Here is a 14,879-nt window from a genome sequence, read left to right on the forward strand (position 1 = left end):
TTAATTAAATAACTGGAGAACTTCAGCCTTAAATTTTAAAGTAATGATTTAGTTAATGTACAATATAAATAGAAAAAAATAAGAGGTATACAAATGCATCATTTGTATTAGTAAGAGCATCATATCTGTTAGATAGTGCCATTTATAACTTAGATATTTAAGTACCGTAACAAAAATCCATATAGATCAATCTTATATAAAAACCCTTTGCTAATTAGATTATCAAAATAAAGTTTAAACTCGTATGAAATATAGAATCATAATATATATACAGGTAGTATTCTTACTTATATTAAATGCTTTTACGGTGTCTGCTCAAATACCTGAGTCTACTATACCGCACTTAAGAAAGCTTGGTTATACTACCCAGCTAATCGTAGAAGGTAAACCCTTTTTAATTTTAGGAGGAGAATTAGGCAATTCTACCTTTACAAGTCTAGAAAGTATGGTTCCTGTCTGGCCAAAATTAAAAGCTTTTAACCTTAACACAGTTTTAGCTCCCGTTTACTGGGAATTATTAGAGCCGGAAGAAGGAAAATTTGATTTTCAGCTTTTAGATGATTTATTAAAAGAAGCTCGTAAAAATGAACTCAAAGTTGTGTTGCTTTGGTTTGGTTCCTGGAAAAATAGTATGTCTAGCCATGTTCCCTCATGGGTAAAAACCAATCAGAAAAAATTTCCGCGGGCAAAAGATGAAAATGGAATTAGCCAAGAAATACTTTCCCCATTCAGCACGGCTAATTTAAATGCAGATCGCACTGCATTTAATACGTTAATGCAGCATTTAAAGGAGTTTGATTCTAAAGAGCAAACTGTAATTATGGTGCAACCCGAAAATGAAGTAGGAATGCTACCCTCTGCACGGGACCACAGCAAAGAAGCTAATCTCAAATTTGAAGCGGCAGTTCCGCAAGCTCTTATAAACTATATGCAGAAACATAAAGAAAATCTTGTGCCAGAACTTTATAACGCTTGGGAACAAAACGGCTTTAAAACAAAGGGTAATTGGCAAGAACTCTTTGGTAAAGGAGATCACACCGATGAGTTTTTTATGGCCTGGTATTTTTCTGAATTTACAAATGCAGTTGTTGCTGCCGGTAAAGATGCCTATGCGCTCCCAATGTTTGTAAATGCAGCTCTAAACTATAAAGGTCGTAAACCGGGTGAATACCCCAGTGCCGGCCCACTGCCACATTTAATGGATATCTGGAAAGCTGCCGGTTCTCAGATAGATTTTATGTCACCAGATTTTTACAATCCTGATTTTAAATATTGGAATGATTTATATGTAAGGCAGGGAGACCCGTTATTTATTCCTGAGCATCGCTATGACAAAACCATTGCCGGGAAAGCTGCTTTTGCTATAGGTCACTATGAGGCAATGGGTTTTTCACCATTTGCAATAGAATCTGCAGAAGACCCTAAGAATCAACCTTTGTCAAAAATGTATGATTTACTTGGCCAGTTGACACCAACAATTATGGCAAATCAGGGTCAAAATAAAATTGAGGGTGTATTGCTTGATAAGGAAAATGAAGGAAGTATCGTAAGTCTCGGCGACTATGAGTTTACATTTAACCACAGTTATAAACTAGGTTGGGAAGATGCAGCCAAAGACGAAAATTGGGACATGGCAGGAGCACTCATTGTACAAACAGGAGCAAACGAATTCTATATAGCTGGAAATGGTATTTATGTAACTTTTAAAAATCTTAAAAATCCAGATTTACATGTAGGCATTTTAAAAGTAGATGAGGGAGTTTTTGAAAATAATGTGTGGAAAATAAGACGTCATTTAAACGGAGATCAAACCCATCAAGGAAGACATTTGCGCATCTTTAAAGAAGACTATAAAATACAGCGTTTAGAACTTTACAATTACAGATAGTAAGCTGTTTTATTATGTATCTAAATCCTATAAATAGAATTTTAAATTAAAAACAAAAACATCAAGATTTAAATCCTAATGACTTTTTGAAAAAATTTGTAAGTCTACTTTGTGTAGGATAGCTTCTATATCTTGTCAAATTATTAAAAATTAAAGCGATAATAAATAATATTAAAGTACCCGTTAGAACTGGTGAGAGCACATATAAATAACCCAAAGCTTTAATTTTTTCTGTTCCCATAACCGCTATTAGAGCTGTCGCTCCACCGGGAGGATGAAGTGTTTTTGTGAATTGCATTGCAATAATAGAACAAGCGACTGCAAGAGGAGCGTTTATCCAAATTATATCTGGCACTATTTTGTAAATAGTAACACCTATAAGTGCAGATACGATATGACCTCCTATTAAGTTTCTAGGTTGTGCAAGAGGACTGTTTATTGAACCGTAAATTAATACACTTGATGCTCCAAAAGAACCTATTAAAAATATATTTTCTATCTCAGGTATATATAATGACTGTACATAGGCGATACTACCTATACCTATAAATGCACCAATAAATGACCAAAATAATTCCCTGGTATTAACTAAGGTTTCTTTGTAAATAATATATTTTGATAATCTATACGTTCTTTTTACAAATTTTCTAGGCATTACTGCTGGTATATTTTTGATTTAAAATATTGAGAGATCACAAAAAAAGCTACTTAAAATAAAGCAAGTACCATCTTATTAAATAAAAACAGACAGCCGAAGAATAGTACGCACAAAATAATGATTTGCAGTAAAAATTTGAATTCGTTTGTTTTCATTTGCTCTCAGATTTAAATGATTCTTGAACTTAATTGCTTTTAATAAATGTTATCTAATTTCTAATGAAATTAAGCGCTCATATATGGTATTTTGTAACGCTTTAAATTCTCTGTAATGATTTACAAATTGATTGCGCTGCATATCTTGCTCGTGGTTCCAATCTAAATTGTAAATCCCAGAGCCGTACTCCTTTTCTTTTTGAAGTTTTTGTTCCTGTCTAAATAAAGCTGCAAGAAATAGGGTGTTTTTTCTTCTAAATGCAAGCAGATTATAATTTAAAGAATTGTTCTTTAATAGTTTTTTTTCAATTGCGGTTAATTGGTTTATCTCTAAAGTAAGTTGCTCTAGTTGCAGCATCCAGAAATTCAATTCTTTAATATCTTTATTAAAGAGTTGAATTGTAAAAAAATAGTCTTGTGATTTATTCATTATAATAAAGTCAGAATCTTACTTCGACCCTGCTTAAAAATTACTTTTAAGTTGATTATTTGTTTGCAGATTTATACTATTAAAAAGGCTGCATTTTAATTTTGTGCATTGCTCAGCGTGATAATTAAATAAACGTCTTAGCTGCTCATGCTGTCGTTGATAAAATATCTCACAATCCATATCATCGCATTCTCTATTGTCTTCTACTTGATTAACGTACTTATAATAGATATTAAGTTGTGAGTTAGTTTCAGCTTTTTTGTCAACTATTTTTTGAATAAGACTAGTGTCTAAAACAAGGTTTAGATTAACCAATTTAACCAGAGCCTCAAACTCCAGGTTTAAATTTTCTAAAAGTTTTATCCAGGTATATAACTCTGCGCGAATATTCTTTTGAAAAAGATCATACTCGCTATCGTGATTATAAGCGCTTGTATTCATATTTATAATTTTACAGGTCTTATTATAAGACACTTGTATCTATAGAAGTACCCTGCTGCAAAACAGCTTTAATAACTAAACTTTTAGAACCATCTGGGAATATACCTAAGACCTCATCTCCTTGAGAGCAACCAATTAATGCAGCACCTAAAGGTGCCATAACAGAAATTCGTTTTTTTGAGAGATCACTTTGCGCAGGAGGCACTATGTACAAGTCTTGTATTTGCTCGCTGCTTTCAACTGTAACTTTACTATAAAACCGAACCACATCTGCGGGGACATCTATATCCTCGCAGATCATGGCCAGTTGTAATTCTTCGTTCAATTTATGTATTGAATCGCGTATAACAGGGTCGTCTAAATGATAAGAGATATTCATAATACGTTTTAAAAGAACGTATTCTTTCTTCTCTAAAATTAAGCTTCCGTATTTCAAAATAGGCTTCTCAATTATGGGAAAATCCCACGTTGCACGTATGCTTTTTCAATACGCTCTATTGCTAAAATATAAGCAGCAGTACGCATATCTATATTACGCTCTTCTGCAGCATTGCATACATCATGAAAGTTTGTTCCCAGTTTTTTATCTAGCTTCTCCATAACCTCTTCAAGGTTCCACAGCTCCCCATTACGATTTTGAAGCCACTCAAAATAACTGGTAATAACACCACCAGAATTGCATAAAATATCAGGAATAATTGTAACTCCTTTTTTAAGAAGTATTTTTTCTCCCTCTACATTTGTTGGTCCGTTTGCACCTTCAGCAATAAGAGTTGCCTTAATATCTGCAGCGTTATCTTCGGTAATTTGATTTCCTAATGCAGCAGGGATTATAAGATCACAGTCTATCCCGAAGAAAGTATCTTTTTCAATCTCGCTTGCTCCTCTAAAATTTTGAACGCCTCCTTCATTAGCATTAATATGCGTAAACAGCTCTGCTACTCCTATACCTTCAGCTTTATAAATACTTGCAAAAGCATCTTGAACACCTACCATAAGTGCACCTTCCTGCTCCATAAAATAAGCTGCCCAGTACCCTACGTTTCCGAAGCCTTGTACAATATATTTTTTGCCTTTAAGCGGCATCTTGTTTTTTTCTGCCCAGAGTTTGATACATAAATATACACCGTATCCTGTTGCGCGATCACGCCCTTCAAGGCCGCCAGACCCTACTGGTTTACCCGTTACAACATGTTGATGCGTAGAACGCTCAGACGGACTTTTTGTAGACATATAGGTATCTGCAATCCACGCCATCGTTTGCGCTCCTGTGTTAACATCTGGAGCAGGTATATCATGTTCTGGTCCTATGTTTTCTCCTAAAGCATACGTAAATCTACGGGTGATACGCTCTAATTCTGATTGAGAATACAGTTTAGGATTTATTTGAATACCTCCTTTTGCACCACCGTAAGGTAAACCTGCTAATGATGTTTTCCAGGTCATCCACATGGCTAGGGCTTTAGCAGCATCAATATCTACCGTATCGTGATAACGCAAACCTCCTTTATAAGGACCTAATGCATTATTGTGCTGTACACGATAACCCGTAAAAATCTCGACATCTCCATTATCCATTTTAGCCGGAAAATGTATGATAATCTCATTGTTAGTTACGCTAAGAATCCTGCGTATATTAGGATTTAAATTGATAATATCTGCTGCAGTATTAAACTGCTCCAGAACATTTTCTACCATCCCCGTGGCATTAGATTTTGAAGGATGATTTACAACCACTGTTGTATCTTTTTCTAGACTTGTCATATAAATTTATTATTTCAAGGTAACTTCACCAGTCGATAAAGCACCCTTCAAATTTATGCTAACTGCGCTAACTGCATTAAAAAACTTTGATCCATCTGCGAGTTTAACGTCAATTTTAGAAATACAGCCTGCTTCGTGTTGTACACCTGTTATTTCTACCTCTTTATTATTTAATTTTTTGAAGTCTACAATACCTCCTCGTTTAATTATAAAATTTTTCTTCGGAAAATTTATATGTTGAAAAGGTGTATTAGTATCACCAGAAATTTTTAGGACGTCACCCACTTTTAAATCTGGAGTTTCACATTGCTTTTGTGCCTGAAGACTTAATGAACCAAAAGCGATTAGCATAGTAAATAAAATAGTTCTCATAGTTCTGTGTTTTTAAGTTTAGTAATTAGTTTTTAATTGCTGTGTTTGTGTTAAATGTGTGTTTATCAGCGTATCTGAGAAGTCATATTCGCTGCAAGACCATACTTGATCTTTTTGCATAGTCAACACACACGTATGCACGTGTATGCAACTGGGGCAAATGTTAAATGAATTAATTTTCATAGTATATAACTTTAACTATACAGCTAAAGGCAATACTAATGCCAACACCTAAACAACTATTGTAAATGACTAATTAAAACACTTAATAACAGATATTTACGATATTTTAGATCATCTTTTTTGATATAAGAAATAGGAAAAGTTTACCCAAGTGGGTAAGGATTGACCAGCTACAAGATGTTGTGTAATATTCTTAGAATTGAACAATAGAAGTCGCGATTCAATTACACTAGTAAATTGCATGTTAGCTGATAAGAATGAATATGGTATTTAATCTTTAAGTTTCTCGCGGAGAGTTTTACGGGTAATTTGAAGAATTTCTGCCGCCTTGGTTTTATTATTACCAGTAGCTCTAAGTACTTTTGATATATAATTCTTTTCCATCACAGCCAAAGAAGTTAAAGCCTCTTCCGGAAAATCTAAAACATATTTTAAATGGTCTGGCAAATGCGCTACCGTAATATTCTTGTCACACATAATAACAGCTCGCTGTATTACATTCTCTAATTCTCTTATGTTACCGGGCCATTGATAGCGCTTTAAAACCTCAACAGCTTCGTGATCTATTTTAATAAACCGGTCTTTATATTCAATCCCGTATTTAAAGAGGAATTTTTCTATAAGCAAAGGTATATCTGCTGCTCGGTCGCGTAATGGCGCAACATTAATCTCTACCACACTAAGCCTGTAATATAAATCTTCTCTAAAAGTTTGCTTCTTAATCATCTCATGCAAATCACTGTTTGTTGCAGCAATGACACGTAAATCTATTTTTTCTGGCACCTGCGACCCTATACGTACAACTTCCTTTTCCTGCAGAACACGTAGCAACCGCACTTGTACCGCAAGAGAAGCATTACCTATCTCATCTAAAAAAAGCGTGCCACCCTGAGCAGCCTGAAAAGCTCCTTTTCTATTTTTATCTGCCCCCGTAAAAGCTCCTTTTGTATACCCAAAAAGTTCTGCTTCAAGTAAATTTTCAGGAATTCCACCACAGTTAACCGCAATAAAAGGAGCCGCAGCAAACTTTCCGCTGTAGTGAATAGCCCGCGCAACAAGCTCTTTACCGGTACCGCTTTCACCAGTCACCAGCACTGTGGCTTTATTATTCTTTACACGCTCTATAATCTGTAATACTTCACTTATCTTTTCAGAAGTACCTATTATTTCATTAAAAACAGTCTCACTGTTTTTTGAACGTTGATTCTGTTCTTTCTCTTCTTTTAAATCTTTAGGAATAGCTTTTTTAATAGCTTCTTTTAATTCGGCTTTGGTAAAGGGTTTAGTGAGATACTCCAGTACGCCAGATTTAATTGCTGCAAGTGAATCTTGCACAGAAGGGTACCCAGTAACTACTAATTTAGGAATCTGTGGGTAATGCTCTGAAACAAATTTTATAAGCTCAAAACCATCTATCTGAGGCATTTTGAGGTCTGTAATTAAAAGATCTATTTGAGTATCGCTCAAAATACTCACTGCCTCTTTAACAGAGACCGCTCTGTAGGTATGATAATCCCACGAGTTTAGGTGCCGTTGCAACAGCTCTAATATATTAAGGTCATCATCAACAATAAGAATATTCTCTTTACGTAATTGCATCTTGTTTATTTAGGTAATCGCACTATAAATGTTGCTCCTTTATCACTATTGTTCTCTGCAATTATAGTTCCCTGATGGCTCGCAACAATGCCATGTACCACACTAAGCCCTAGACCAGAACCTTCTCCGGTAGGTTTTGTAGTAAAAAAGGGCTGAAATACTTTTTCTAATGTTTCATTAGATAAACCAGGGCCTTCATCTATAATTTTTAAAACAACCTTATTTGATTCTTCAAAAACATGCACCGTAACTAAGCCCTCTTCTGGGGTAAAGTATATTGCATTTATGATAAGATTGAAAATGATTTGTGTAATCTGTACAGTGTCTGCCCGCAAAAACATTTCTTCTTCTTGAATTTTTACAATGTATTTTACACGTTCTTTTCTAAAAGTCGCATCTAGTAAGTTAATTGCATCATTTATATGCGGCACAATGTTTATCTTCTTTTTTTCTTGAGGCATAGCGCAAGCAAAAAACATAAGCTTCTTAACTACCTCTCTAGAAAAAATAGCATTCTTGATAATTTTATCTAAATCTGCTAACGTGTTTTTATCATCTTCAAAATTATCTTTAAGAAGTTCTGAAAATCCTAGAATATTAGCTAATGGTGTATTGAGTTCATGAGCAATACCCGCGGTAAGTTCGCCTAAGATTGAAAGTCTATCTGCGTGCTCCATCTGTTGCTTAAGCAAGGTTTCACTTCGCTTGATTGCTACACGTTCTAAAAAATCTCCTATTTTAAGCGCAATATTATCTATGAGTTGTTGCTCTTCAGTAAGAAAAATTAGTTCTTTTTTATTAAGACCTACTTCTATAAAGCCTTCTTCCTTATTAAATAAATTTATAGATGCTCTTAAAACATTCTCTGTTTTAAAATCATCGGTTTTCGTGGTGGTACCTCCTTGCTCTATTATGATTTCAGTAAACTCAGGATATTGAAAGGCGCGTTTTAGGCACAAACCAATAGCTCTAAAAGTTTCCTCCTGCTCTTCTGGATTTGCATTTACAAGAATCGAGGAAACTTCGTAAAGGCATGTAAGCTCTTTAATACGTTCTCTTAGGGCATCTTCAGCACTATTCATGTTATTTTATGTTACGATGTCTAGGCTATAAACTGAAAACTTCAGGTAGAATTATTGCATTTAATTAAAATAATTTTTGCAACTATATTTTCTTTTCAGGTTTAAACCTCAATATCAAATATCCTAAAATTGCTGCAATTAACGAACCTATAAGTATACCCATTTTTGCAGATAAATTATAAATGGGTTCACTCGCAAAAGCTAAATTAGAAACAAATATTGCCATCGTAAATCCTATGCCTGCAAGAAAAGAACTGCCTATAATGTGCCATAATGTAATATCTTTAGGAACTGCAATGAGCCTCAATTTTTGCGCTAAAACTACAATCCCTGTTATACCTATACTCTTACCTAATACCAGGCAAACAATTATATTTAAAATTAACATGATATCTAGATCTGCATCGCTTGACAATGTTATTCCTGCATTAGCAAGTGCAAATATGGGAATAATTAAATAGGCTACCCACCCATGTAAATTATGCTCCATATGCTGTAATGGAGATTGATACCTACTGGTCCAATCTTGTAAATCGTCTATTTCTTGAATCTGCTCTTTGCTTAATATGGGTTTTTTAGAAATAGAAGCCTCTTTTATATTTGTCGTAATACTAATAAGATTTTCTATAAAAGCTGGTGTGGTTATTCTTTGCCGTATAGGCACAGAGAATGCCAGTAACACTCCTGCAAGTGTAGGATGTATTCCTGATTTTAAAAATAACACCCATATAATAATCCCAAATGCAATTAGAATAAATTTTGAATAATACCGCTTGTACGAGAGTAAATATAACATCGCTAAGAGTGCAACGGCAATACTTAAAAGTATGAGATTAATAGTCCCACTATAGAAAAACGCAATCACCAACACTGCTCCCAGATCATCTACAATCGCAAAAGCGGTTAAAAATATCTTGAGACTAAGCGGTACTCTTTTACCTAATGTATTTAAAATCGCAAGTGAAAAAGCAATATCTGTTGCCATGGGTATTCCCCAGCCTTTAAAAGTTTCTCCATTGTCATTGAGTACTAAAAAAAATACAACCGGTATCAACATTCCGCCTATTGCACCAAAAAGCGGAAAAGCCATTTTCTTTGCTGAATTTAATTCACCTATAAGTACTTCGCGTTTGATCTCTAAACCTATTAGAAAAAAGAAAACGGTCATAAACCCATCATTAACCCATAAAATTAGGGGTTTGTAGAGCTCAAAACTTTCTGTTTTAACACCTATCTTATAATCCCACAAGGCAGCATAACTTGCCCCTAGGGGTGAATTTGCCCACAATAAAGCGGTAAGTGTTGCGAGTAAAAGTAATATACCTCCAAAACTTTCAATCTTTACAAATTTTTGAAATGGAGTAATGCGTATTTTTTTTTCCATTATGGAATTCTAAATGATAAAATAAATAGTAGAAAACTGAAAATATTTGTTGGCTATCTGCTTTTCTTTACCCTGTAAAAAAGTATAAATTGAATAGCTATCCCAGTGATAATAAGAAATACAATTTCTAAATTAGATAGAAGCTCACTAAAATCTAAAGACTTTTGAGCATTAAATGTCAAGTCTTTACTCTCTTGAATTTGAATTTTAGAAAGGTCTGTTAGATTTATCTGCATAGCCTGCAACGTTTGGGAGATTTTGCTTTTAAGTACAGTAGTATCTATTACCTGTTGAGAATTTTGCGATTCTAATTCAATTAATCGATCAAAGTTTATTTGTAATTTATCTAGATGTCTTGCTTCTGCAATAGTGAGCTTAGTCTCTTTAAAATTTGAAAGAAGTATGCGTATATTTTCATTTTCTTTAAGATGTTGCAGTTTTATAAGACTATCTTTTAAAGCCAAACGCTTTTTAAATAATGCATTTGAGATCGAAAATATATAGTCCTGCACAACTACCCGATCATTATAAACCTCTTTAACTGAATTTTGAGCAACTTCAAAATGTTTCCGATCTATTCGGTTTGTTGCCAGCACCAGTAAAAAAACGATTGATAGCGCAAGAATGGCATTGACACGTTTTGAAATCGATATCTTTTTAAACATACTTTGAAAATCTTAAAGGTTTATAGTTGTCTGAAAATGAACCTGCAAAGACTTTTCCAAAGCAAAAAATTTAAAACCAACAAAAATCAAATACCTGTAATACAGCTAATTATAAAAAATCTATACTTTGGACTAGACAATTTATATGGATTTATATTTCCCGATTGGGTAATTATTACCCGCAACTATTAATAATTACAAATACATAAACCATCACCAGCTCTGTAGTAAAAAAGTAAATACTTCACTGCCTTAATCAGTACAGGTATAAAACGCAAATACGATAGTTTGCACTTAGTGTATTTAAAATCTAAAAAAAACTACTTTTGCGATAATGAGAATATTGATTTTAACTCTATCTATAGTCACGCTTTTAGCTTCGGTTTTCCCGTGTTGCCTAACAGATCGTTTTTGCGATTCTGAGCCTGTAGAAATTTGTGATGATACTCCACAAAACGATCAAGATTCAGATCATTTACCGTGTTCTCCATTTTTTAGCTGTGGAAACTGTACCGGATTTATCATAAGCCCCTCATATACTATTTCATTTATTCAGGACCCCATTTTTACCACTAGAATTCTCTCGTTTAAATCTTTGAATACTTACAATTACAAAGCACTTTCTTTTAAACCTCCAAGAGAAGGCTACACAGCTATTTCCTATTTCGCCTAAGCGAAAAAAAACATTTATAATCAAAAATTTACAAATTGAAACATCTCGTTTTAACGTTGTGGCTGTTAGCGTGCACAACAACCTGGGCTCAAAATTCATTTGAAGCCACTATACAAGAATCTGAAAACAACGAACCGCTTTATGGCGTTTCAGTCTATATAAAAACCTTAAACAATGGTGCAGTCACTAATATGCAAGGTCTCGTACATTTAAAGAATATACCAGACGGCACACACACTATAGAAATTAGTTATGTAGGTTTTGAAACCTTAAGAATTACACGAAATTTTCCTTTAGATAATAAATATTTGAATGAAACAATCCTACTTCAGGAATCTCACGAAGAAATGGACGAAATTATTTTGACCTCTACACGAAGTTCAAGGACTTTTCAAGACACCCCATCCCGACTAGAATTTATAGCCGGTGAAGAGCTAGCCGAAAAAGGTAATATGAAACCCGGCGATATTAGAATGTTACTCAATGAAAGTACCGGAATACAGACACAGCAAACCTCTGCTACGAGTTACAACTCAAGCATTAGAATACAGGGCTTAGACGGTAAATACACCCAGTTAATACGCGATGGTTTACCGTTATATTCGGGTTACTCAGGCGGATTAAGTTTAATGCAAATCGCACCACTAGACCTCAAGCAAGTAGAAGTAGTTAAAGGCTCGTCTTCAACATTATATGGCGGCGGCGCGATTGCAGGTCTGGTTAACCTAATTTCAAAAACACCTCAAGAAGAACGGGAATTGAGTTTTATGGCTAACGCCACATCAGCATTAGGCTTAGATTTGAGTGGCTTTTATTCTGAAAAATATGGCAAAACCGGGACCACTGTTTTTGCTTCCTACAATACCGCTACTCCTTATGATCCGGCAGATATAGGTCTTACAGCGATTCCTAAATACGACCGTTTTACATTTAACCCCAAGCTCTTTTTGTACTTAAATGAAGAAACTAATTTGAATATAGGTTTCAATTTTGTTACTGAAAATCGTTTGGGCGGATCGATAGATTTTATAAAAGAAGATCGCGATACGGGTTATTTTGAACGCAATAGCACAGATCGTTTTTCGACACAACTGCTAGGATCACATAGCTTGTCGAGTAACTTGTCACTGGTAGTCAAAAACAGTATTAGCTTTTTTGACCGTAAAATTGAAATCCCCGACTTTACGTTTGCGGGAAAACAAACCTCCTCATTTTCAGAAATAAACCTAACCGCAATTGAAGATAAGACAGAATGGGTAGGTGGTATCAATTTATGGACAGAAGACTTTAAACAATACAGAGGAAATCCCAATCAGGATTTAAGTTTTACAAATTATACCTTTGGAATGTTTGCTCAGAATATCTGGGATATTGAAGAAAATTTAACTCTTGAAACCGGTTTGAGAGGTGACTATCAAAGTGATTACGGGTTTTATATACTTCCCAGATTCTCTGTAATGTACAAGCCGTCAACACAACTTACCTTAAGAGCCGGCGGCGGTTTAGGTTATAAAACACCCACCGTTTTTACAGAAGATGTAGAGCGCTTGCAGTTTCAAAATATACTACCTATAGATGTTGATGAAACCAGTGCAGAACAATCTATTGGTTTTAATTTAGATGCAAATTACAAATGGTCTATTACAGAGGATCTGAATCTATCTACAAATATTCTGTTGTTCTATACACAAATTAATGATCCCCTATTGCTAACTAGAACATCGGGTTCTTCGTTTGAATTCACTCAACCCGATGGTGCAATAGATACAAAAGGAATAGAAGCAAACTTGCGTCTGAGTTATCACGATTTTAAATTATTTGTAGGCTATACATTAGCTGATGTAAACCAGGAGTACAATGGTGAACGTGAGCAATATCCTTTAGTAGCAACCCACCGCCTAAACAATGTGTTGATGTATGAAAAACACGAAAATTTCTGGATAGGTCTCGAAGGGTATTACTACAGTCCGCAACAATTAAATGACGGTGCTACCGGTGATGCATACTGGATTCTAGGCGTAATGACCGAAAAAAAGTTAGGAGATAAATTTTCATTATTTCTAAATTTTGAAAACCTTTTAGACACACGTCAAACCAGATTTGACACTATTTACACAGGAAGTATTGATGACCCTCAATTTAGAGATATTTATGCACCTGTAGATGGGTTTGTAATTAATGGAGGCTTTAAGCTGAAATTATAGCACTAAGCTTTTACTATCACTTAAAACAAATCCGCATATCGCTACTAAACGATATGCGGATTTATTGTTTAGGTCTTAAATAATTCTACTAAAGACTGTCTATCCAGTTATCTTTAAAATATTTTATTGGAATAGCTCCTTCAAAATAATTATTAAATGAGTTTTTATACTACTTAACAAAAATCAATAAAAAAGCCCAACATTTCTGTTGAGCTTTGTACCCCGGGCGGGAATCGAACCCGCACTCGTAAGAACTGGGTTTTGAATCCAGCGCGTCTACCAATTCCGCCACCGAGGCATTGTGCGTGCCAAAATTAATAAAAAATAAGGTTCTTTCACTAAAATTTATCATCAAATAAAACACTACAACCCAATTAAATTTATACTTTTGCAGCCTCTTATAAATTTAGCTAATCTAATCATAAGATACAGATGCCTTTACAAGAACCCGAAGCAAAAATTTTTCCCTGTACTCAAAGCAGGGCCTTAGCTGAAAAAATAGCTGAAGCTTACGGGCAACCGCTAGGTAAGATTATCACATCAACCTACAGTGACGGTGAGTTTCAACCTTCTTTTGAAGAATCTGTAAGGGGATCACGAGTGTTTATCATAGGTTCAACAATGCCCAGCAGTGAAAACCTGATGGAAATGCTATTAATGCTCGATGCCGCAAAGCGTGCCTCTGCACGTCATATCACGGCTGTACTCCCCTATTTTGGGTGGGCACGCCAGGATAGAAAAGACAAACCCAGAGTACCTATTGCCGCAAAACTAGTCGCTAATTTATTAGAGACGGCAGGTGCAACACGCATCATTACAATGGATTTACATGCTGATCAAATACAAGGCTTTTTTGAACGCCCCGTTGATCACTTATTTGCATCTACAGTATTCTTACCGTATTTACGCTCTTTAAATTTACCTAACCTAACTATAGCTTCACCAGATATGGGTGGTTCTAAAAGAGCCTACGCCTATTCTAAAGCTCTTGATTGTGATGTGGTAATTTGCTACAAACAACGTGAGAAAGCTAATGTAATTAGCTATATGGAACTCATAGGTGATGTAAAAGGTCGTAATGTCATTTTAGTTGATGACATGGTAGACACCGCCGGTACACTTACAAAAGCTGCCGATCTAATGATGGAACGTGGCGCACTAAGTGTACGTGCAATATGTACGCATGCCCTATTAAGCGGCGATGCTTATGAGCGTTTAGAAAAAAGTAAATTAGAAGAACTTATCGTAACCGATAGTATTCCTCCACGAAGAGAAAGCAATAAAGTACGCATCGTGACATGCGCAGACTTATTTGCAGATGTAATGCACCGTGTGCACAATAACACGTCTATTGCATCAAAATTTATAATGTAATTTATTA

At 34.9% G+C, this 14,879-nt stretch carries 14 protein-coding genes and 1 tRNA gene; 4 read left to right on the forward strand and 11 right to left on the reverse strand.

Translation table 11 applies throughout. The features are described 5' to 3' along the window. The first annotated feature begins 244 nt into the window (after window positions 1–244). Window positions 245–1,888, forward strand: a complete 1,644-nt coding sequence (locus ACIGAM_RS14335; RefSeq protein ID WP_396512163.1) for a DUF5597 domain-containing protein — start codon at window positions 245–247, stop codon at window positions 1,886–1,888. A 61-nt stretch (window positions 1,889–1,949) separates the two neighbouring features. Here the strand turns inward: ACIGAM_RS14335 and ACIGAM_RS14340 are convergent, their stop codons facing one another. From ACIGAM_RS14340 to ACIGAM_RS14385, 10 genes are all read right to left on the reverse strand, one after another. Further along, the gene (locus tag ACIGAM_RS14340) at window positions 1,950–2,543 is read right to left on the reverse strand and encodes an HPP family protein (RefSeq protein WP_396512164.1); all 594 of its coding nucleotides are present in this window, start codon (window positions 2,541–2,543) and stop codon (window positions 1,950–1,952) included. Between the two features lie 207 nt (window positions 2,544–2,750). Beyond that, window positions 2,751–3,131, reverse strand: a complete 381-nt coding sequence (locus tag ACIGAM_RS14345) for a hypothetical protein (protein WP_396512165.1) — start codon at window positions 3,129–3,131, stop codon at window positions 2,751–2,753. 33 nt (window positions 3,132–3,164) lie between these two features. Continuing rightward, window positions 3,165–3,572, reverse strand: coding sequence for a hypothetical protein (locus tag ACIGAM_RS14350; RefSeq protein WP_396512166.1), 408 nt, complete (start codon window positions 3,570–3,572; stop codon window positions 3,165–3,167). A 22-nt stretch (window positions 3,573–3,594) separates the two neighbouring features. Next, on the reverse strand, window positions 3,595–3,951 hold the full coding sequence (locus ACIGAM_RS14355) for a GreA/GreB family elongation factor (protein ID WP_396512167.1): 357 nt from the start codon (window positions 3,949–3,951) through the stop codon (window positions 3,595–3,597). Between the two features lie 71 nt (window positions 3,952–4,022). Further along, window positions 4,023–5,270 (reverse strand): Glu/Leu/Phe/Val dehydrogenase, encoded by a 1,248-nt coding sequence (locus tag ACIGAM_RS14360; RefSeq protein WP_396512294.1) that lies wholly within the window; start codon window positions 5,268–5,270, stop codon window positions 4,023–4,025. A 75-nt stretch (window positions 5,271–5,345) separates the two neighbouring features. After that, window positions 5,346–5,708 carry a hypothetical protein gene (locus tag ACIGAM_RS14365; protein ID WP_396512168.1) on the reverse strand — a complete coding sequence of 121 codons (363 nt, stop codon included), beginning with the start codon at window positions 5,706–5,708 and terminating at the stop codon, window positions 5,346–5,348. A gap of 453 nt (window positions 5,709–6,161) precedes the next feature. Then, on the reverse strand, window positions 6,162–7,490 hold the full coding sequence (locus ACIGAM_RS14370) for a sigma-54-dependent transcriptional regulator (RefSeq protein ID WP_396512169.1): 1,329 nt from the start codon (window positions 7,488–7,490) through the stop codon (window positions 6,162–6,164). Window positions 7,491–7,495: 5 nt separating this feature from the next. Then, window positions 7,496–8,572 (reverse strand): sensor histidine kinase, encoded by a 1,077-nt coding sequence (locus ACIGAM_RS14375; protein WP_396512170.1) that lies wholly within the window; start codon window positions 8,570–8,572, stop codon window positions 7,496–7,498. 82 nt (window positions 8,573–8,654) lie between these two features. Beyond that, entirely contained in the window at window positions 8,655–9,956 is a 1,302-nt protein-coding gene (gene nhaA, locus ACIGAM_RS14380; RefSeq protein WP_396512171.1) for a Na+/H+ antiporter NhaA, read from the reverse strand. Window positions 9,957–10,009: 53 nt separating this feature from the next. Further along, complete coding sequence (locus tag ACIGAM_RS14385) at window positions 10,010–10,621, reverse strand: hypothetical protein (RefSeq protein ID WP_396512172.1); 612 nt, start codon at window positions 10,619–10,621, stop codon at window positions 10,010–10,012. Window positions 10,622–10,955: 334 nt separating this feature from the next. On the opposite strand from ACIGAM_RS14385, the gene ACIGAM_RS14390 reads away from it, so the two are divergent. Both ACIGAM_RS14390 and ACIGAM_RS14395 read left to right on the forward strand, forming a co-directional pair. Further along, complete coding sequence (locus ACIGAM_RS14390) at window positions 10,956–11,294, forward strand: hypothetical protein (RefSeq protein ID WP_396512173.1); 339 nt, start codon at window positions 10,956–10,958, stop codon at window positions 11,292–11,294. Window positions 11,295–11,329: 35 nt separating this feature from the next. After that, complete coding sequence (locus ACIGAM_RS14395) at window positions 11,330–13,498, forward strand: TonB-dependent receptor domain-containing protein (RefSeq protein WP_396512174.1); 2,169 nt, start codon at window positions 11,330–11,332, stop codon at window positions 13,496–13,498. Between the two features lie 218 nt (window positions 13,499–13,716). On the opposite strand, the gene ACIGAM_RS14400 is transcribed toward ACIGAM_RS14395, so the two are convergent. Then, window positions 13,717–13,796: transfer RNA gene (locus ACIGAM_RS14400), tRNA-Leu, on the reverse strand. A gap of 134 nt (window positions 13,797–13,930) precedes the next feature. On the opposite strand from ACIGAM_RS14400, the gene ACIGAM_RS14405 reads away from it, so the two are divergent. Then, a complete protein-coding gene (locus ACIGAM_RS14405; RefSeq protein ID WP_028374449.1) occupies window positions 13,931–14,872 on the forward strand; it encodes a ribose-phosphate pyrophosphokinase in 942 nt (313 codons plus the stop codon). The last annotated feature ends 7 nt before the right edge of the window (window positions 14,873–14,879 follow it).

It is taken from the genome of Leeuwenhoekiella sp. NPDC079379, assembly GCF_044542075.1.
Taxonomy (GTDB): domain Bacteria; phylum Bacteroidota; class Bacteroidia; order Flavobacteriales; family Flavobacteriaceae; genus Leeuwenhoekiella.

Bases quoted from the DNA above. Each gene is read 5' to 3' on its own strand.
- ACIGAM_RS14335 (WP_396512163.1), top strand. From the start codon at position 245: ATGAAATATAGAATCATAATATATATACAGGTAGTATTCTTACTTATA.
- ACIGAM_RS14340 (WP_396512164.1), bottom strand. From the start codon at position 2,543: ATGCCTAGAAAATTTGTAAAAAGAACGTATAGATTATCAAAATATATT.
- ACIGAM_RS14345 (WP_396512165.1), bottom strand. From the start codon at position 3,131: ATGAATAAATCACAAGACTATTTTTTTACAATTCAACTCTTTAATAAA.
- ACIGAM_RS14350 (WP_396512166.1), bottom strand. From the start codon at position 3,572: ATGAATACAAGCGCTTATAATCACGATAGCGAGTATGATCTTTTTCAA.
- ACIGAM_RS14355 (WP_396512167.1), bottom strand. From the start codon at position 3,951: ATGAATATCTCTTATCATTTAGACGACCCTGTTATACGCGATTCAATA.
- ACIGAM_RS14360 (WP_396512294.1), bottom strand. From the start codon at position 5,270: ATGGTAGAAAATGTTCTGGAGCAGTTTAATACTGCAGCAGATATTATC.
- ACIGAM_RS14365 (WP_396512168.1), bottom strand. From the start codon at position 5,708: ATGAGAACTATTTTATTTACTATGCTAATCGCTTTTGGTTCATTAAGT.
- ACIGAM_RS14370 (WP_396512169.1), bottom strand. From the start codon at position 7,490: ATGCAATTACGTAAAGAGAATATTCTTATTGTTGATGATGACCTTAAT.
- ACIGAM_RS14375 (WP_396512170.1), bottom strand. From the start codon at position 8,572: ATGAATAGTGCTGAAGATGCCCTAAGAGAACGTATTAAAGAGCTTACA.
- nhaA (WP_396512171.1), bottom strand. From the start codon at position 9,956: ATGGAAAAAAAAATACGCATTACTCCATTTCAAAAATTTGTAAAGATT.
- ACIGAM_RS14385 (WP_396512172.1), bottom strand. From the start codon at position 10,621: ATGTTTAAAAAGATATCGATTTCAAAACGTGTCAATGCCATTCTTGCG.
- ACIGAM_RS14390 (WP_396512173.1), top strand. From the start codon at position 10,956: ATGAGAATATTGATTTTAACTCTATCTATAGTCACGCTTTTAGCTTCG.
- ACIGAM_RS14405 (WP_028374449.1), top strand. From the start codon at position 13,931: ATGCCTTTACAAGAACCCGAAGCAAAAATTTTTCCCTGTACTCAAAGC.